The organism is Vibrio sp. 10N.222.55.B11, from assembly GCF_041473705.1.
GTDB lineage: Bacteria > Pseudomonadota > Gammaproteobacteria > Enterobacterales > Vibrionaceae > Vibrio > Vibrio crassostreae_C.
In genome coordinates this window covers 61,614-76,997 of record NZ_JBFRST010000063.1, presented here as the reverse complement: position 1 = coordinate 76,997, position 15,384 = coordinate 61,614, and the positions used below count along the sequence as shown (strand labels likewise).

25 protein-coding genes are annotated in these 15,384 nt (G+C 44.9%); 4 read left to right on the top strand and 21 right to left on the bottom strand.

Features of this window, described 5'->3' with window-relative positions:
• Nucleotides 1–15 precede the first annotated feature (15 nt).
• On the top strand, nucleotides 16–591 hold the full coding sequence (locus tag AB4503_RS21840) for a DUF3157 family protein (protein WP_372115719.1): 576 nt from the start codon (nucleotides 16–18) through the stop codon (nucleotides 589–591).
• On the opposite strand, the gene AB4503_RS21835 is transcribed toward AB4503_RS21840, so the two are convergent.
• Both AB4503_RS21835 and AB4503_RS21830 read right to left on the bottom strand, forming a co-directional pair.
• Nucleotides 588–1,241 (bottom strand): hemolysin III family protein, encoded by a 654-nt coding sequence (locus AB4503_RS21835; protein ID WP_017063010.1) that lies wholly within the window; start codon nucleotides 1,239–1,241, stop codon nucleotides 588–590. The two genes, AB4503_RS21840 and AB4503_RS21835, sit on opposite strands and share 4 nt — an antisense overlap.
• Before the next feature lie 156 nt (nucleotides 1,242–1,397).
• Complete coding sequence (locus tag AB4503_RS21830) at nucleotides 1,398–2,189, bottom strand: sporulation protein (RefSeq protein ID WP_371725271.1); 792 nt, start codon at nucleotides 2,187–2,189, stop codon at nucleotides 1,398–1,400.
• Between the two features lie 283 nt (nucleotides 2,190–2,472).
• Here AB4503_RS21830 and AB4503_RS21825 point away from each other — a divergent pair, with 283 nt between their 5' ends.
• The 3 genes from AB4503_RS21825 to ccoG all read left to right on the top strand — a co-directional run bounded on the left by AB4503_RS21825 (nucleotide 2,473) and on the right by ccoG (nucleotide 4,780).
• On the top strand, nucleotides 2,473–2,640 hold the full coding sequence (locus AB4503_RS21825) for a hypothetical protein (protein WP_004735761.1): 168 nt from the start codon (nucleotides 2,473–2,475) through the stop codon (nucleotides 2,638–2,640).
• A 131-nt stretch (nucleotides 2,641–2,771) separates the two neighbouring features.
• Nucleotides 2,772–3,035, top strand: coding sequence for a YihD family protein (locus AB4503_RS21820; RefSeq protein WP_004735759.1), 264 nt, complete (start codon nucleotides 2,772–2,774; stop codon nucleotides 3,033–3,035).
• 326 nt (nucleotides 3,036–3,361) lie between these two features.
• A complete protein-coding gene (ccoG, locus tag AB4503_RS21815) occupies nucleotides 3,362–4,780 on the top strand; it encodes a cytochrome c oxidase accessory protein CcoG (protein WP_017066750.1) in 1,419 nt (472 codons plus the stop codon).
• A 163-nt stretch (nucleotides 4,781–4,943) separates the two neighbouring features.
• On the opposite strand, the gene AB4503_RS21810 is transcribed toward ccoG, so the two are convergent.
• The 19 genes from AB4503_RS21810 to AB4503_RS21720 form a co-directional block, all read right to left on the bottom strand.
• Nucleotides 4,944–5,645: a hypothetical protein gene (locus tag AB4503_RS21810; protein ID WP_372115718.1), complete on the bottom strand. Its 702-nt coding sequence runs from the start codon at nucleotides 5,643–5,645 to the stop codon at nucleotides 4,944–4,946.
• A 199-nt stretch (nucleotides 5,646–5,844) separates the two neighbouring features.
• Nucleotides 5,845–6,264, bottom strand: coding sequence for a hypothetical protein (locus AB4503_RS21805; RefSeq protein WP_008221284.1), 420 nt, complete (start codon nucleotides 6,262–6,264; stop codon nucleotides 5,845–5,847).
• Between the two features lie 94 nt (nucleotides 6,265–6,358).
• A complete protein-coding gene (locus AB4503_RS21800; RefSeq protein ID WP_372115717.1) occupies nucleotides 6,359–6,775 on the bottom strand; it encodes a M15 family metallopeptidase in 417 nt (138 codons plus the stop codon).
• Nucleotides 6,776–6,795: 20 nt separating this feature from the next.
• The gene (locus AB4503_RS21795) at nucleotides 6,796–7,038 is read right to left on the bottom strand and encodes a phage tail assembly chaperone (RefSeq protein WP_372115716.1); all 243 of its coding nucleotides are present in this window, start codon (nucleotides 7,036–7,038) and stop codon (nucleotides 6,796–6,798) included.
• Nucleotides 7,039–7,050: 12 nt separating this feature from the next.
• Nucleotides 7,051–7,890: a phage tail protein gene (locus AB4503_RS21790; RefSeq protein WP_372115715.1), complete on the bottom strand. Its 840-nt coding sequence runs from the start codon at nucleotides 7,888–7,890 to the stop codon at nucleotides 7,051–7,053.
• On the bottom strand, nucleotides 7,883–8,155 hold the full coding sequence (locus tag AB4503_RS21785; protein ID WP_372115714.1) for a hypothetical protein: 273 nt from the start codon (nucleotides 8,153–8,155) through the stop codon (nucleotides 7,883–7,885). The genes AB4503_RS21790 and AB4503_RS21785 overlap by 8 nt, the downstream gene beginning before the upstream one ends.
• A complete protein-coding gene (locus tag AB4503_RS21780; protein ID WP_372115713.1) occupies nucleotides 8,152–8,757 on the bottom strand; it encodes a hypothetical protein in 606 nt (201 codons plus the stop codon). The genes AB4503_RS21785 and AB4503_RS21780 overlap by 4 nt, the downstream gene beginning before the upstream one ends.
• Nucleotides 8,754–9,449, bottom strand: coding sequence for a hypothetical protein (locus AB4503_RS21775; RefSeq protein ID WP_008221297.1), 696 nt, complete (start codon nucleotides 9,447–9,449; stop codon nucleotides 8,754–8,756). The genes AB4503_RS21780 and AB4503_RS21775 overlap by 4 nt, the downstream gene beginning before the upstream one ends.
• Nucleotides 9,449–9,850: a hypothetical protein gene (locus AB4503_RS21770; protein WP_008221299.1), complete on the bottom strand. Its 402-nt coding sequence runs from the start codon at nucleotides 9,848–9,850 to the stop codon at nucleotides 9,449–9,451. The genes AB4503_RS21775 and AB4503_RS21770 overlap by 1 nt, the downstream gene beginning before the upstream one ends.
• 5 nt (nucleotides 9,851–9,855) lie before the next feature.
• Nucleotides 9,856–10,077 (bottom strand): hypothetical protein, encoded by a 222-nt coding sequence (locus tag AB4503_RS21765; RefSeq protein ID WP_008221301.1) that lies wholly within the window; start codon nucleotides 10,075–10,077, stop codon nucleotides 9,856–9,858.
• A complete protein-coding gene (locus AB4503_RS21760) occupies nucleotides 10,074–10,226 on the bottom strand; it encodes a hypothetical protein (protein WP_008221303.1) in 153 nt (50 codons plus the stop codon). Before AB4503_RS21760 ends, AB4503_RS21765 begins: the two co-directional genes overlap by 4 nt.
• Before the next feature lie 9 nt (nucleotides 10,227–10,235).
• Nucleotides 10,236–10,511 (bottom strand): hypothetical protein, encoded by a 276-nt coding sequence (locus tag AB4503_RS21755; RefSeq protein ID WP_102983416.1) that lies wholly within the window; start codon nucleotides 10,509–10,511, stop codon nucleotides 10,236–10,238.
• Between the two features lie 11 nt (nucleotides 10,512–10,522).
• On the bottom strand, nucleotides 10,523–11,326 hold the full coding sequence (locus AB4503_RS21750) for a major capsid protein P2 (protein WP_008221307.1): 804 nt from the start codon (nucleotides 11,324–11,326) through the stop codon (nucleotides 10,523–10,525).
• Between the two features lie 252 nt (nucleotides 11,327–11,578).
• Nucleotides 11,579–12,238 carry an ATP-binding protein gene (locus AB4503_RS21745; protein ID WP_008221310.1) on the bottom strand — a complete coding sequence of 220 codons (660 nt, stop codon included), beginning with the start codon at nucleotides 12,236–12,238 and terminating at the stop codon, nucleotides 11,579–11,581.
• Nucleotides 12,239–12,709, bottom strand: coding sequence for a hypothetical protein (locus tag AB4503_RS21740; protein ID WP_372115712.1), 471 nt, complete (start codon nucleotides 12,707–12,709; stop codon nucleotides 12,239–12,241).
• Nucleotides 12,710–13,105 carry a hypothetical protein gene (locus tag AB4503_RS21735; RefSeq protein WP_372115711.1) on the bottom strand — a complete coding sequence of 132 codons (396 nt, stop codon included), beginning with the start codon at nucleotides 13,103–13,105 and terminating at the stop codon, nucleotides 12,710–12,712.
• Nucleotides 13,105–13,284 (bottom strand): hypothetical protein, encoded by a 180-nt coding sequence (locus tag AB4503_RS21730; protein ID WP_372115710.1) that lies wholly within the window; start codon nucleotides 13,282–13,284, stop codon nucleotides 13,105–13,107. Before AB4503_RS21730 ends, AB4503_RS21735 begins: the two co-directional genes overlap by 1 nt.
• On the bottom strand, nucleotides 13,281–15,209 hold the full coding sequence (locus AB4503_RS21725; RefSeq protein WP_372115709.1) for a hypothetical protein: 1,929 nt from the start codon (nucleotides 15,207–15,209) through the stop codon (nucleotides 13,281–13,283). The genes AB4503_RS21730 and AB4503_RS21725 overlap by 4 nt, the downstream gene beginning before the upstream one ends.
• Entirely contained in the window at nucleotides 15,206–15,382 is a 177-nt protein-coding gene (locus AB4503_RS21720) for a hypothetical protein (RefSeq protein WP_372115708.1), read from the bottom strand. Before AB4503_RS21720 ends, AB4503_RS21725 begins: the two co-directional genes overlap by 4 nt.
• Nucleotides 15,383–15,384 lie beyond the last annotated feature (2 nt).

Below are 15,384 nucleotides of genomic sequence, written 5' to 3'. Positions count from 1 at the left end.
ATCAAGGAAACAGAGATGAAATCATACGTACTTCTCGCTAGCGCATTGCTCGCAAACTCAGTATTCGTAAGTTCTGCCTTTGCTGATCAAATGGTCACCTTGCCTGATGGCAAGCAAGTGTTACTCAAAGATGATTTTACTTGGCAATACGTGGCACCAAAGCAAACGGAAGCAGCAACGACAACATCAGAGACTGCAGTGCCTGTCGTAGCCGTACCTGTCGCAACGAACACGCGTGGCACTACGATTGTGGTTAATAGTAAAAAGCCAAGCTTACAGCTGTCTCAGTCAGGAGTGGATGTTGTACTGGGTGCAAGTCGCTATGAAGATGGTGAGCTTATCATTCCGACAGCCATCACTAACCAAGGCACTCAAGCTGTCATTTTGGTATCACTTAACATCAGCGTATTTACTGTAGAAGGCGAGTTGTTGGCAGAAGAAAAAGTTGCAGTGTGGAAATCAATCAAACGAATGGCCGACACATATTTGCGACCAAAGACGGGTGAAGAAGGCAAGCTCATCAAGCTCGACCTAGAACAACACCCTGAATATCAGATTAAAGCTGAGATTACTGAGGTACTGGCTCGCTAAACCGGAGTCACGTACAAATAAATAGCGAAGAAATGGCAAGCGCAGCCCGCCAACACAAACAAATGCCAGATAGCATGATTGTAAGGGATGCGTTTTGCCACATAGAAAATCACACCCAACGAGTAAATCACGCCACCGAGTGCTAGTAGCACCAAACCACCCATCTCGATATTCATCGCCAGTTGATAAACCACAATCAGCGATAACCAACCCATCGCCAAGTAAGTCACCAATGACAAACGCTTAAATCGGTAGACGAAGGCAATCTTCATAATGATTCCGACTAGCGCGATACCCCAAATCACTGCCATCAAACCCATCGCCAATGGTGTTCTTAAACTCACCAATAAAAATGGCGTGTAACTGCCCGCGATCAATAAGTAGATCGCACAGTGATCGAGAGTTTTCAGTAATCGCTTGGTCTTTTCTGTGGTGATCGAGTGATAAAGCGTGGAAGCGAGAAAGAGTAGGATAATACTGCTGCCATATACCGCCATACTCGCAATAGTCAGTATGTCGGCTTGATGGTCAAACGCACGAATCAGCAGCAGGATTAAACCAACCACGCCAAGCACAACACCCAAGCCATGGGTTATCGCATTGGCGCGTTCTTCGATGTCACTGTATTCGCTCGCCGATGATGCAGACATGATTATCCTACTAGAGTAAATGTTCGATTTGCCTAGTATTGCACATTAAGCTTACACGTGTAAGCTTAAATTTTTATGACATCTTTTATGACATTAATAACGCCTAAACGGTGTGATGAAGCTAAGGTCTCTAAAGCTACAGAACCAAAGAGCTAACTAAGATGCGTTGTCTAGATACTCAAGTACCATCTTGCCCGCATCTTGTGGTGACGTATCCAATGGCACACTCAATTGACGCTGCAGTTGGCCAATGCCTAACAAGCTCGCCAACATACCTTTTGCACCATCGCGATTACGGTCTATCTCAAACCACAACTTAAGCTCGGTTTCATCACGATGAGCAACCACTTCCAGTTCACGCCAGCGGCCATGATATGGACCAGTGGTAGGGACAAACTCAAACTCTTGAACAAATGGCAGTTCAAAGCCCTCTACTGCTTCGCACTCAACTTGGCGAATGCGCAGCCCTTGAGCTTCAAGTTCATTAAAAATACCATCGAGGAGTGCATCAGGACGAACCGTTAAGATGTCTTTATCCGATGGATCAATCGCCATCGCAATATCAAGCCCGGTTTCAAGCCATACTTTTGAGTCACCAATCGTGACCGGAGTGTTCAGCGGGACATCAAATTCACATTCAAAATCACGGGTTTCACCCGGCTGAATAACAAAGGCATACGGCAGGCTCCATTTGGCCAACGAGTATGTCTGGTGCATTCGACGTGTTTGACCGCCCTCTTGCCTTTGCGAGTTCATGGTAACTTCTTTGACGTAACGACAGCACAAGTTGAGATCGATGTTGTCGATCTCTTGTGGCTGAGCGCCACCATAGACATGCACAATAATGCTCGCCTTCTTGCCTGGATAAAGCACTTCCTGTTGCAATACAGAATCCACCTTGGCAGATCCAATTCCAAAACTTGCTAACGTTTTCTTTAAGAACGACATATGCACCTCCTTTAAAGCATCATCTTAAGCCTGAAAGAGGTTCAAACTCAAATATACTGCTCACACTATTTTAGCTCTAATATCGTTTAATTATCACTCAGGCGTCGATCGATAACTTAGATAGTGATAATCTAAGCCTTGATATGCATGCATATCATTATCCTGATTTATTTTTCGGATTGGCGAAAGCCAGACGAGTGACTATTCAAGTAATTGAAGCGAAGCTCATGATAAGTCAGGCCATTAGATTGGCAATGGATATGCCTGACCGTTAGGTAAATTAATGCGCCCAACAGCTGTCAGGTTCTCGCACACCAACCGTAGTGCGATGCGTCGTCGTAGTGGCTTTGTTGCTGCTCCAACGGCTAAGAAATTGGCTCCTACAATGACTCTCGTTCAGAAGACTGCTTTATTAGCACCGACTGCAACAAAAGTAATTAAAGCCGCTTAACGAAAAGCGCAGTTTTTACTGCGCTTTTTTCTTGCCCGGTCCCATCTTGAAATGTCTTTACACATTGGTATTCCCTACCCGATTTGATACCTTAACCACAAATCATTATAAAATTTGTGGAGAAGTAAAGTATGAAGTGTCACCGCATTGAGGAACTGCTTGAACTGATGGAGCCTGAGTGGCAGAAAGATCAAGAGCTTAACCTATTAGAGTTCATCATTAAGCTTTCAAACGAAGCAGGCTACCAAGGCAAGCTTGAAGAACTGACTGACGATGTTCTTATCTACCATCTAAAAATGCGTAACAGCGAAAAAGATGAAATGATCCCAGGTCTTAAAAAAGACCAAGAAGATGATTTCAAAACGGCAATTCTAAAAGCGCGTGGCCTTCTTTAATCGCCTATTTGGTTAGAACTCAATTGCCGTATAAATAAAACAATCAATTTCGAAAAGCGACCACTCGGTCGCTTTTTTGTTTCTGTTCGCTATTTTTTCGTCACAACTGTTATGACTTTTGTTGTTAAAGGTTGATAGCGTTAAAGAAATGAGAACAAGATTGTCGCTATAATCGCCATCCATAAGAATCTTCTAAAATAATAAGAGTGAGTGCGATAACAACAAATGCACCAAGCTCAATTTCAACGGGTTCTCTAAACCATACTTTCAAGTAATGTCGTCATGCCCGACTTAACCGGGCAAACAAGCCACAAAAAGGATAGTCCATGAGTCAGGATAAAATCGACATCAAAGATGTGACTCCTAAAACCTTTAACCCAAAAACACATAAAGGTAATGGAGATCGATTTAACCCAAGTAACCGAATCTATGTTCGAGAAAGCAAAGGTAAATTCCAACAACTTCGTCGTTACGGCGGTTGGTTCTTACTTTTACTTTTTGCGCTTATCCCATGGATTCCATTTGGTGAACGACAAGCGATCTTGCTCGATATCGGTAGCCAGCAGTTCAACTTCTTTGGCACCACGTTGTACCCACAAGATCTGACCCTACTCGCCATCCTATTTATGATTGCTGCGTTTGGCTTATTCTTCATAACCACCTTCTTAGGGCGAGTCTGGTGTGGTTATTTATGCCCGCAAACCGTCTGGACCTTCATGTACATCTGGTTCGAAGAGAAACTGGAAGGTGCTGCCAATAAGCGAAGAAAACAAGACTCGGGCAAACTGACGAGCAATTTAATTCTCAGAAAAACCATCAAACACATCGCGTGGTGGGCGATTGCGATTGCGACGGGCTTAACCTTTGTCGGTTATTTCATCCCAATCAAAGAGCTGGTGGTTGGCTTCTTTACCTTTAACTCGTCTTTCTGGCCGGTGTTTTGGGTACTGTTCTTTGCTGGATGTACTTATGCCAATGCGGGTTGGATGCGTTCAATTGTTTGTCTGCACATGTGTCCTTACGCGCGTTTCCAGTCGGCAATGTTCGATAAAGACACCTTCATCGTTGGTTACAACACAGAACGTGGTGAAAGCCGTGGCCCTCGCTCTCGTAAAGCCGATCCAAAAGAGCTTGGTCTAGGCGACTGTATTGACTGTAATCTGTGTGTACAAGTGTGCCCTACGGGTATCGATATCCGTGACGGCCTGCAATACGAGTGTATTAACTGCGGCGCGTGTATTGATGCCTGTGACAACACGATGGAGCGTATGGGCTATGAGAAAGGCCTGATCAATTACACCACCGAGCACAGACTTGAAGGTCACTCGACCAAGGTAATGCGTCCCAAGCTGTTGGGCTATGGCGCTATCTTGATCGTGATGCTGGGCTTGTTCTTCGCCCAAATCGCGAGCGTTGATCCTGCCGGCCTAAGTGTTCTGCGTGACCGAAACCAACTGTTTAGAGTCAATAACCAAGGGTTGGTTGAAAACACCTACACCTTGAAAGTGATCAACAAGACTCAACAAGAGCAAGAGTACAAACTCGATGTTAGCGGACTGCCCGATTCTATCTGGTATGGTAAACAGACGATTACTGTCGATCCAGGCGAGGTTTTGAACCTACCTATCAGTTTGGGCGCCGACCCAGAAAAACTGAGCTCACCAGTTTCGACAATTCAGTTTATACTCTCGGATAATGAAGAGTTTACGATGGAAGTCGAAAGCCGCTTTATCAAGAAGCTCTGATACCCGCACCGTAGTGCTTGGTATAACAACCCAATAAATGGAAAAAGGCTCAGTAATGAGCCTTTTAATAAATCTTAAGTTATTGTTTTTAAGATAAAATAAAAACAACAAAGCCACAAAATGACCACAACAAAAAACCCACTAGCAATAGTGGGCTTTCTTTTTAACTCTTTGGAGCACTCCCCCAAAGCAACGAAGTATCATTTCCTAACAAGCCAGCCACATAATCTATACCGCCATGCTTAACGGTAAGAAACACACCGCTATACGTACCATTCATTGAAGCTTGAGCACATGACACAGCGTTTGCATTGTTGACGTTGAAATACGCGCCGTTGCGTACAAGGGTTCCTGTGATTGTACAAATACCATTTACAGTAAAAGAGCCATCAGCATTGATTGTCCATGTACTACCATCGCTAAGGTTTGTATGAGTACCTACAATCTCAGATAGTTGCAAAGAATCAGACGTTTTATCCATTGAGTACGCTAGATTGCTTCCATTAAAAACCGCAGTCAGTGACACAGAATTACCCGTAAAATTAGCAGTCATTTCCTGACTACTACTTTTAAGGAAACTTGATGCATCAGCGTACGTTACGCCCTTAGTTTTCATCTGCTTTTCTGTCGTGGTTGCACTATCAGTAAAGTAAACACCATTATTCGCAAAGTCACCCACCACCAAATTATTAGCAGAACGCGAAGAGTCGACTACCATCACAGCTAAGTCCGCTGTATTGACATAAATCCCACTGCCCGAAAATGAACTAACACTACTAGGGGTAGAGCTTCCACCGCCCCCGCCACCACAACCGATTAGTGATACAGACGCTATTAAACCAACGATTAAGCCTTTATTTTTCATTTATTCATTATCCCTATTTGCATATGCGCACAAAATAGTATCAAACAAAAACAATAAAGCCCACATAGGTTAGTGGGCTTTATAAAACTAAAAGACTTTAGTTTCCAATCGGATAAGTCGGTTGTTATGTCGCCAGAATATAGCAACGATGATTAACATTGAGGGAGGTAAGCCCATTGACGTGAGATACTGCAATAGTTCAACCATTTACACCCCCTAAACGTTTTTGCAGCCAGTGTTCAAAGGCAACCCGCACCATTCGACGAAAACCGAACGTATCAACGTAAATCATCCCTAGCGCATACCAGTAATATTCTGGTACACCATCCAATGCAGCAAAACCCGCATCAACGATATGCGCCCAATCAGGGATAAACGATAGCCCTAGCGGTAAGGTGGTCAGAATCAATAGATATTCATCTTTCCAGCCTCTCTGCTTAATGCTCAGTTCATCCAATTTCGCCGCTGATTCATCACCGGATTGCAGTCGTTTGATTTGAGCATCTAACTTAGCTTGCTCTAGCTTGTCGTCACGCTCTTGCGCCTTGTGCTTTGCTTCCTGCTTTTGCTTAAAGTACCCGACTCCCTCAGTGAAAAGGGAGGTAATTAATCCAATCATAGCCAACCTTGCTTCTTTAAGAATTTGATTGTGTAAGCCGCTACCACCGCACCAACAACGGTGACGGCGATTCGTTTCGCGTCACCTTTGTTCATCATCGGTAAACAGCCTTATCCAGTTCGATGTGTGGACCATCTTTAAAAGACTTCCAATCACCGCCCCACTTGATAGGCACACCCAATTCACGCGCGGCCTGTTTAAACGCCCAACTTACTTGCTCGTAATAACTAAAGCCCCAAGTCACTTTTCCGTTTTCGTCATAAACAACAAAATCGATGGCATGGCCTGTTTGGTGTCGACTCTTGCGAGAATAACCGTCCAGTTGGCTTGCCCCTTTTTTGAATAGAACGTTTTGTTCTTCCGCTGTACGTTTGCCAGAGGTGATACCAAAATCAAACGGTGAAAGCTGAATAGCGCGGTGAACCACGGCTTTTAAATCGCGGTGAACCCCACCCATTCGCGCTTCACTACGCGCAGACAGTGCCCATTTAGAAATGGTTTCTTTTTTCATAAGTAATAGCCCTCCAATGGCTAAACAGACGCTTGCGGCAATGATGGTTTTTGAGGCCATACCACATCTTCCGGATTAGTGAACGTTTGAGGGATATCGCGTAGAGCTTGGCGATACTGGCGAAATGGGGTTGCATCTAACTCCATATCCATTGCTGAGCTCACAAGATGGTCAGCATCAACTAATAGCCCACCTCGCTTGTTAATAATGTCCAGCCATTTTTCACCAACCAAACCACGACGAGTTACAATTGTCATTTCCATTTCATTAAATCCTTATTCGTGTAATCCGTTAATTTTTCGGACAAGCTCAGTTTTTGTGCTATATAACAAACCGTGCTTTTTCGATTTGGGAAAGTGACCAGCACACAAGGTAGGTAATGCTAAATAAACCACATCACCAACACTGGCAGCAGAGAAGTTAATATCCACATGGAAGTAAGAACCAACATTATCCGAACTGGTCTGCATGTTGATTTGCTTCCATGTACCGCCCGTATCCCCACCGAGAAAACTTAATACCGCATCACCTTCAATCTTCGTATAAGCCATGAACGTACTTGCGGGGGCGTTTTTAATATGAGGGTCAGGGACAACAAAATCGACACCAGCAATATCCATAAAAGCAGTATCAAGAACGGTCAGTTTCATGATGTTAAATGCTTTTGAAAAATGAATTGTATCCCGCCCTATCCCCATATAATCCAACAGCGTTTTTGCTTCTGGATGTCGCATCGCAGGATCGGCACCGTTAACAACAGGTATCATCTCAACCTTAAAGCACTCGTTACGGTCGTTGCGAATACCCGCCCCAATTGGGTAAGTGTTTGCATCACCACGAGCATTCGCTGGCAATGTCTTGGTATCAATAAAATCACCGTTGTAATTCAACGCCGTAAAGCCCAACTCAGCACGAACTGTTTCCGTATCAACCCGCCCAATCGCCGCCAGCGCTTCATTATCGACTTGGCTTTTCTTCGCCGCCCACTGGCTATTTACATTCACCATAAACGCATCAAACGCCGTTTCCATTTTTCGAATAGCACCGCCCTTGATGCTATCTAGTAGGTTTCGGGCTTCAGTCACCAGTTGCCCGATTGCCGTAAAATCACTCATTGAGCTCTTTCTCCATTTCTTCCGCTACGTCCTGTAAGCGAGGGAGCGTATTTGCTGCCACACTATCTGCCAGTTCGTGAACGTCATTATCTGAATCGAAAGCGTGACGCTGTATAGATACCACCGCCGCACTTAATGCCACCTGATTGCTGTAAACGCCTTGCATCATTTCCAATGCGTCTACTTGCTCAGGCTGTAGGTTTTTTAGGTGTTCCGTGAGTGGGTCGCATTTCACGACCACTCGACGGGGCATGATGTGGCTCATCGGTGAACCTCCATCATTGCCAGTTTTAAAGGTTGATTAGAGTTGTTGTGCGCCCAAAGCTCACCACCACCCGTAATCGTAATTCCTGCAGGGGCTTGTCTGTCCCCCATAACCGGAAGCCCGACCACGGCAGAAACATTGCTATCACCAATCATCGCTTCTACTTCCGTATCGCTAATGTTTTGGATAATCGCCTCTAGTCGTGTAACTGAGGCATTGAACAAACGTTTCTTTTCATTGGGGTTAATAAGCAAATGGTCACGACTGATAAAGCGTTGCGCCGTTTCTTGTCGAGTGGTCACGATTGAACGAATCTCACTGACTGCCAACGATTGAGCAAACTTCACCTGTGCAGGTGGGGTAGTTTTTAGATCACGTTTAGTGAGTTGGTACACCACTCGAATTGACGCTGCATGAGGGTTAGAAATTTCAAGCTCTTTAAAGCTTTCAATATCTAACGTATCTCCCGCATCAACACGAATTTGCTCGCCGTTATCACTGCGAACATAGAGGTACTCTTGAGATTCACGGACAATCAGCCACTTATCAGAACCCACACCAAAACGTTTAACTTCATTAGCCTGTAAGGTTAGCTGTTTCATTTAGCCCCCTTAAAGGCCGTTGCGACCATTCCCACACCTGCTGCCACTGCAACTGCAATCGCAACTTTTGACATTTCGCCAGCACTGCCTGTTTGACTGCGTGATGCGGTATTTTCTGCCATAACCAGAGCAGCGCGGGCGTTCTCTCCCGATTGTGCAGCCATGGCTTTAATTGCGGACGTTGTATCTGCGCTGTTCTGTCGCATATTGTCCATTGCCTTTTGACTCACAACGCTGTTTTCTTTCATTGAGTCACGACTAAAATCGAGAGCCTTTGATAGAGACTCTTGACCAGAACTCAAAGCAGATTTAAGCGATTCGTGATTAGCCTTAATTGCTTCTTTGCTAACACTTTCATTTGATTTAAGGGCTTCTTTGCTCACGCTCTCGTTTGACTTGAGAGCATCACGCCCAAAACCTAATGATTCATCAATCGCCTTTTCGTTGGCTTTAAGCGCATCAGAACCCAATCGAGCCGCTTCTTTCATAGCAGCACTATTGCTGTTCATCGCACTTTTTGCGATTTCTGTTGCTGCCTTAACCGAACCATGGTCAGTCACTGAAATATTGCCGACATTGCCGTTAACACCAGAAATAACAACACCGAGGTTATCCCCACTAATGGCACTGGTGCCGCTAGTATTGGTTGTGTTTGTAACGTTCTTACTTGAACTACTGCCACCGCCACCCATTAGCACCCCTCCCATGTGAGTGATAAAACCGATTCATGCTCTGTCTTATCTGCAACAACGAAACCAAAAGCTTTAAGGATGCGTTCCATCCCACGGCGCACCGTGTGATATTTAATTGAGCGATAACCTTGAGACTTCACCGCCTCAATAATGCAAGGAGCCGCTTTCACTAACCCCTTGCCTGTCATAGCCAAAATTAAATACTCGTTATCACTGGTAACCAAACCAACAAAACGAACAGAGACACCCGCACCTTTTAAGTGGTAAAAGCTCGCCTGTTTATTACTGACTGCTTCACAACAAAATTGATATTCAGCCTTGGCACAATGCACCCCGTTAAATGCGGATTTAATCAGGGCAAACTGTGCCTTAATGTCAGCGCGAGTAGGTTTAATTAACATGAAATTCATTTTTTAAACGCCACCCACGCAATACCAAGAGCCAACAAGACAAACGGCAGGTTTTGAGCAAGGCTTTGCCCCGCACTCCCACCAAAATTGATAGCACCATTACGAATGCCACCAATCGAGTTAGTCCCTGTTGCCTCACTAGGGCCAGCCGAACCACCTCCGGCACTGATAGGCATAGAACCGCCCGCGCTTAAACCGCCGCCGATACCCGGTATCATTTGCCCCCCTTAATGACTCGATAAGCCACATAACAGCCGCCACTTACCGCCGCGACTTTTAATAATTTCGTTGCACCTGAACCAGACCAAAAGCCCGCCCCAAATCCAACTCCGCCCGCAACCAGAGGAAGAAGCACAATCAATGGCATACTTCCCCCTTACTTTTTCACTGCAATAACCAACACCGTAAGCAATAACGCGACACCCAAACCGCCACCGACATACAACAATGTTTTGTCAGTCGTTTGGGGCAGCGGTGAGCCTGTCACCGCGTTGCCATGATTATCTTTTACAGGCTGTTGGGGTTGCTGAGTCGTACCTGCGTTTTTCGATGAGTCGTCTTTGGTAGCGGTATCAATCAAGTTACCCATACCTTCACCTACATCATCCAAAAGCCCAGACCCAAATTCGGTTAAATCATCCCAAAAAGCCAAAAGTCACCCCCCTACACTAAATCAGGGCGAACAACTTCCACTGACTCAACAATAATTGGAATAGAGCCGACTGGCTGATTGGTTTTCACTGTGAACTTAAGCTCCGAGCTATGTGCTGTTGGAAACAGTTCATCAATGTAAAAACCGCGCATGATTGGGTCGAAATGAAAGCAGCCCGCTTGCCAAAAACGGCGATTGCGTTTTGCTCGCATATCTTCCAAAGCTCGTGAAGAGTCAAAGACCTTCACAAAGTCACGGTAGATTTGCAGCGTATGAATTTCATCACTTAAAAAGTGCATGCGGCGAACCAGTTGAAGCGGGCCCGAAACAAGATCAAGAAACTCATTTTCTGTAGAGCTTGCTTGCATGGTTTGCTTTTTGATTTTTGGCACAACCACACGTGCAGGTTGACGCGCTGAAACGGTCGCCCATGCTTGCAATTGAACCTTGGGTGCATTCGCTTGAGAGGTGGAAGCAATTTCCACTTCTAGCGTAATGTTATCGCCCATTTCCGTTACCAGACCTGTGTAACGAACGCCGTTTTTCGTTTTTGCTGTGATATCAGACAGTGGGATTGTGAAGAAACCATCTACCTGAGTCAGACCTTTGTACGCTTCTAACTTCTTGATGAACTCACCATCTAAAACAATGATTTCATCTGCATTAAGTGTCAGCGTGATACGGCGCAATTGTGCAGCAGCAAGGTTGGTCTCAAGAAAGATTTCTTCATAAGTAGGACCAATCGGAATAGTCAGCGTTGCTTTCTCGCCGTAATCCGCACCCGTGAAGGAATTGAGTTTAGTTGGAGCAGACATTGATAATTACTCCCTTAACCGATGGTATCTTCAACAGCGTCAACGTTGTTTGAAGCCCAAACCACGCCAGCCGCCACAACGGATGCTACAAGAGCAATAACCGCGAGTTTCTTCGGTGTAAAACCTGCCATTTCTTTACCTATAAAAAAAACCGCCCAACATTAGGCGGCTTTTACTTAAACAGGCTATTGGGAATCGATTCCTAATAGTTATTGGGAATCGATTCGGAATAAATGGGCTTTGTGTCACAATTTACCACTTAATCACCCCTTTCTTGAACGCTTTACCGTCTTGTAATAGGTACTCAAGTGGATCAAGTTTTTCGATATCACTTGCAGGGATTCCGGTCATTTTTTCCAAATACACAGCACTAGCCTTGGTCTTTTGCATCATCACACAGGCGTGCTGACAGTTATCGATAATGGTCTTTGAAACTTCCTGACCACGTTGAAACAGGTTAATAGTATGCAGGTTAAACTTACGACCTAAGCGCAATATTTTGCCATGATAGCCCGTTGCTTTACCTGCATTTTCGCTATGCTCCGCGACCTCTTCACAGATGATTTTAAGCGGTTTTTTGTGCTTACCATTCCCCATAGCCCAAACCACTTGGCAAAACTTATCAAAGTCTTTGGTTGTGGTTTCGTGAGTCGGTTGATAGGCAATCTTAAAGCCTTGTTTTGTCTTACGACCTGCAATCAGTGCGGCGGCAAACTCTTTAATGTTGGAATAACCGCGCACCACACGCCCTGCAAGCTTTCCACTGTAATCGCCCATTGGGTCAAACATGGCTACTTGGTCAGTATCTTTGATAAAGAGCTTTTTGGCAGCGGAGGTTTTCCCGCTGCCACTCATACCAACCGCAAACACATGACCATTTTTAAGGGCGTTATTTGGGTTAATTGGCTGCATTTATTGTGCTTCCTCCGCGGAATCTGTTACCTCTTCCGGTTGAGTAATTTCTTTCGCCGCATCGGATGCCTTAAGCATTTTGATTTGTTGGAATGACGTAAAGCCTAATGAACCCGCCGCGACCAGAAATGCAAACTCTTCTTTGTAGGCTGCTAACCATGGGGGCATTTCACCGCCATATTTCACAAACAAAGGTGCTGCCGTACTTGCCACGCTTTCGGCCTGTGATGGGTCAATAGCAAAGTCTTTATGTCCAAACTGTTTTAGCAATTGCTCAGACACTCCAAGAATTGCCATTACAGACGCTGAGCCTTGCGCTAGAGCTTGCGCATTATCCGCTTGTTTAATATCAGCGGTACTAGGGTCAAAATCTTGCTCATCACCCAACTGTTGAAGCAATGCCGCTTCATCTTCCGTTGTGTGCACATCTTCATTCACTTCAATTTCATTTACTTCTAATTCGCTTTCCATTTACGCCACCACTTTGATTGTTTTAACTAGACCACCAAACACCAACCCCATAAGAGCACCGATACCCACACACGCCGCCGTTCCGATTGGCTTTGATTCCGTATCTGTATTGGGTTTCGGTGTTGGCTCTGGATTGGGTTTAAATTCCCCTTGATTGACAATCGGTTTAGCCTCTAGCTTTGGAGCTTTTAGCTTTTCGATATCTGATTGCACTTCTTCAAGTGATTTAAAGGCATTCATTTCCGCTTGCATTGCCTTACCTGTACGAGTATCAGGACCACACTCACAACGACCATGAACATAAGCCGAACGTTTCCCTTTACCTTGCTTGATTGCCTTTGGTGTTAAGCAAGTCGAGCACACTACATACCCTAAGATTTCGTTTTCATTTTCCATTAGCTATTTTCCTTTTCTAATGCGTTTAGACGTTGGTTAAAGGCTTTAAAAAGCCAAATGGTTTTCATTAGCCAAGGCTTAATGAAACCGAAGCCTATCGGGGGCTTATACGCTTGCGACTCCGAATCCATTTCATTCAGTAAACGAGTGGTTTCGCTTTGTATTGTTTTTTCCGTCATTGGATTACCTGTTGTCGATAGTATTGCTCTACTTCGTTCATGGCCTGACCGAGTAGCTCTTGTTGAATTTCATAAGGTGGTATTGGCGGCAAGTCCTGATTGAGCAGACTTAACCAGTTAGCCTGATTGACTTGCCAACGCTTAAACTCTTGTTGGTAACGGTCTTTTGCTTCAAGGCGTATATCATCTAGATACGCATCCTCTGTCGTCATACTCCAACCTCTAGCCCCTGCCGCCCACTCTAAGAATTGATTAGCTTTTTGTTCGCAATCCTCGCCCTCAAAGCTAATTGAAAATTGATTATCTGAACTGGCAAACACGCCGCGACTGCTTAAACGTTCCTTTTGTGCTCGAATTTCGCCATCTATCTGCTTTATGAGTCTATTTAGCTTGACGACTGCCCCGACCTTTTTAGCTTTTTTATTGATAGCAATGGCTTTTTTGGTTTCTTCTTTTTTGGCTTTCTTGCGAGCAATTTCGCGCTTAGTTGGAGCTTTCCATTGCTCTAAACGATACCCACACTCTTTGATAATTCCCGTCATATTGGAAACGTCAAAGCTTGCCAACGCCTCCCACTCAGGGGCACGACTGCAACGAGCAATGTTATAGCGATTACCTTTAATCAACCCTTGGTCAGCATTACCACCTTTAGCGGCATAACCAATTGCTTTGATGAGATAACCCGCCGCCGCTTCTTTGTGCTGAATACGTTGAAGATTAGCCATACCATGCCCCCAAAGGCGCTCAACACGTTTCGCCCACCCTTGAAAATGCTCTTTAGGCACGTGGTAATTCAATAGAATATGAACGTGTGGATTTGGCTCACCGTTTTCATTCGCAGGACATTCAGCAACCCAAACATAATGAAAGTCGAAAGGCTTTTTCGTTGCGCCGTGTAATTCTTGGGTATGTGTTCGAACCTGCTTGTTTTCGTCTTTCGTTTTCCAGATAGCTTTAAGTGGTCGCCCTTGGTTCCCCTGAACAACCACCTTATTGGTTAGAGAAAGTTCACCAACCTCAGACGGTTGATATTCAAAACCGCGCTGATACATTTTTTTAAGACCATCAAGAAAACGAGATACCTCTTTGCCTATGGTGGTTTGAATAGGGCAATACGCTAAACCCTCATCGGTCAACGCTTCACCGCCGAACAAATGCTTTCGCTGTTCTTCGGTAAAAGTTAAGGTCAGGAACGTAGTAAAACCGCCATGACAAGTAGCTACATATGCACCCGCCTCAAAGATTTTCTTAACTGCGTTTGAACTTAATTTTTCAGTGAAACGCTCACCTGTTGGTGATTGCGGCGCATCGCTTGGGCTTGGGTGGTAAGTGACTTGCAATTTCACTTGTTGAGCCCACTCTCTTTTGAGCAAATAGGCGCGACTCTGTCCTTTAGGGATGTAATCAAGGCGATTGCGGTCTTTATCTCGCACCCATCCGACTTGTGGCGCGTTTTGTTCAGTTCCGTAGTGCTGTGACTCCACATGAACACTTTGTGTTTTTGAGCGCGGTTTTAGACGGCGTGAGCGGGTGATAAAGCGGTCTAAATGGCGTCTTTTTTCGTGTCGGACTTTGCCGCCCTTTGACAAGCCTAGTGTCTCCACGGCTCCGCCGTGCGCTCCGCGCCGAGAATTGGTGAAATATTCAGGAGTGATTAACGTAAGTTTTTTATCCTGAACTAATTGCCAAATTTCCGCTGATTCCTTGGTGTTATGAAAGTGGACTTGCTCCATTGCATGTAACTTACTTTGCTCACTTTCCATCCAATCAGAATTTTGAGCACTAAAAAAACCGCTCTCGATAGCGGCTATGTTTTTTTCAGTTGTCGCAACGTCTTGCGCTAAGGCTGTCACATAGCCCACATCATGCGGACTAAGAATATTAGTAATCTCTCGCTCAGCTTGCGGCTCGTATAAGTGATTCACGCTAAAGTCTCTTTGTGCTTAATGGCTTGAAGTCGTGCGGCTTTTTTAAACTCAGCCTGACCTTTTCGGCTAAAACGGTAATCTTTCCCGCCTTTAGAGTGTGAGTTGTATCCATTCGGAAACCACTTAGCCTTAATGTCGTTTAGGGTTTTAAGTCCTTGCTCAGTTGGCATAA

Bases quoted from the DNA above. Each gene is read 5' to 3' on its own strand.
- ccoG (WP_017066750.1), top strand. From the start codon at position 3,362: ATGAGTCAGGATAAAATCGACATCAAAGATGTGACTCCTAAAACCTTT.
- AB4503_RS21790 (WP_372115715.1), bottom strand. From the start codon at position 7,890: ATGAGTGATTTTACGGCAATCGGGCAACTGGTGACTGAAGCCCGAAAC.
- AB4503_RS21760 (WP_008221303.1), bottom strand. From the start codon at position 10,226: ATGCCATTGATTGTGCTTCTTCCTCTGGTTGCGGGCGGAGTTGGATTT.
- AB4503_RS21780 (WP_372115713.1), bottom strand. From the start codon at position 8,757: ATGAAACAGCTAACCTTACAGGCTAATGAAGTTAAACGTTTTGGTGTG.
- AB4503_RS21770 (WP_008221299.1), bottom strand. From the start codon at position 9,850: ATGTTAATTAAACCTACTCGCGCTGACATTAAGGCACAGTTTGCCCTG.
- AB4503_RS21765 (WP_008221301.1), bottom strand. From the start codon at position 10,077: ATGATACCGGGTATCGGCGGCGGTTTAAGCGCGGGCGGTTCTATGCCT.
- AB4503_RS21740 (WP_372115712.1), bottom strand. From the start codon at position 12,709: ATGGAAAGCGAATTAGAAGTAAATGAAATTGAAGTGAATGAAGATGTG.
- AB4503_RS21735 (WP_372115711.1), bottom strand. From the start codon at position 13,105: ATGGAAAATGAAAACGAAATCTTAGGGTATGTAGTGTGCTCGACTTGC.
- AB4503_RS21795 (WP_372115716.1), bottom strand. From the start codon at position 7,038: ATGGAAATGACAATTGTAACTCGTCGTGGTTTGGTTGGTGAAAAATGG.
- AB4503_RS21745 (WP_008221310.1), bottom strand. From the start codon at position 12,238: ATGCAGCCAATTAACCCAAATAACGCCCTTAAAAATGGTCATGTGTTT.
- AB4503_RS21785 (WP_372115714.1), bottom strand. From the start codon at position 8,155: ATGAGCCACATCATGCCCCGTCGAGTGGTCGTGAAATGCGACCCACTC.
- AB4503_RS21750 (WP_008221307.1), bottom strand. From the start codon at position 11,326: ATGTCTGCTCCAACTAAACTCAATTCCTTCACGGGTGCGGATTACGGC.
- AB4503_RS21825 (WP_004735761.1), top strand. From the start codon at position 2,473: ATGCGCCCAACAGCTGTCAGGTTCTCGCACACCAACCGTAGTGCGATG.
- AB4503_RS21820 (WP_004735759.1), top strand. From the start codon at position 2,772: ATGAAGTGTCACCGCATTGAGGAACTGCTTGAACTGATGGAGCCTGAG.
- AB4503_RS21775 (WP_008221297.1), bottom strand. From the start codon at position 9,449: ATGGGTGGCGGTGGCAGTAGTTCAAGTAAGAACGTTACAAACACAACC.
- AB4503_RS21720 (WP_372115708.1), bottom strand. From the start codon at position 15,382: ATGCCAACTGAGCAAGGACTTAAAACCCTAAACGACATTAAGGCTAAG.
- AB4503_RS21805 (WP_008221284.1), bottom strand. From the start codon at position 6,264: ATGATTGGATTAATTACCTCCCTTTTCACTGAGGGAGTCGGGTACTTT.
- AB4503_RS21730 (WP_372115710.1), bottom strand. From the start codon at position 13,284: ATGACGGAAAAAACAATACAAAGCGAAACCACTCGTTTACTGAATGAA.
- AB4503_RS21840 (WP_372115719.1), top strand. From the start codon at position 16: ATGAAATCATACGTACTTCTCGCTAGCGCATTGCTCGCAAACTCAGTA.
- AB4503_RS21835 (WP_017063010.1), bottom strand. From the start codon at position 1,241: ATGTCTGCATCATCGGCGAGCGAATACAGTGACATCGAAGAACGCGCC.
- AB4503_RS21810 (WP_372115718.1), bottom strand. From the start codon at position 5,645: ATGAAAAATAAAGGCTTAATCGTTGGTTTAATAGCGTCTGTATCACTA.
- AB4503_RS21800 (WP_372115717.1), bottom strand. From the start codon at position 6,775: ATGAAAAAAGAAACCATTTCTAAATGGGCACTGTCTGCGCGTAGTGAA.
- AB4503_RS21830 (WP_371725271.1), bottom strand. From the start codon at position 2,189: ATGTCGTTCTTAAAGAAAACGTTAGCAAGTTTTGGAATTGGATCTGCC.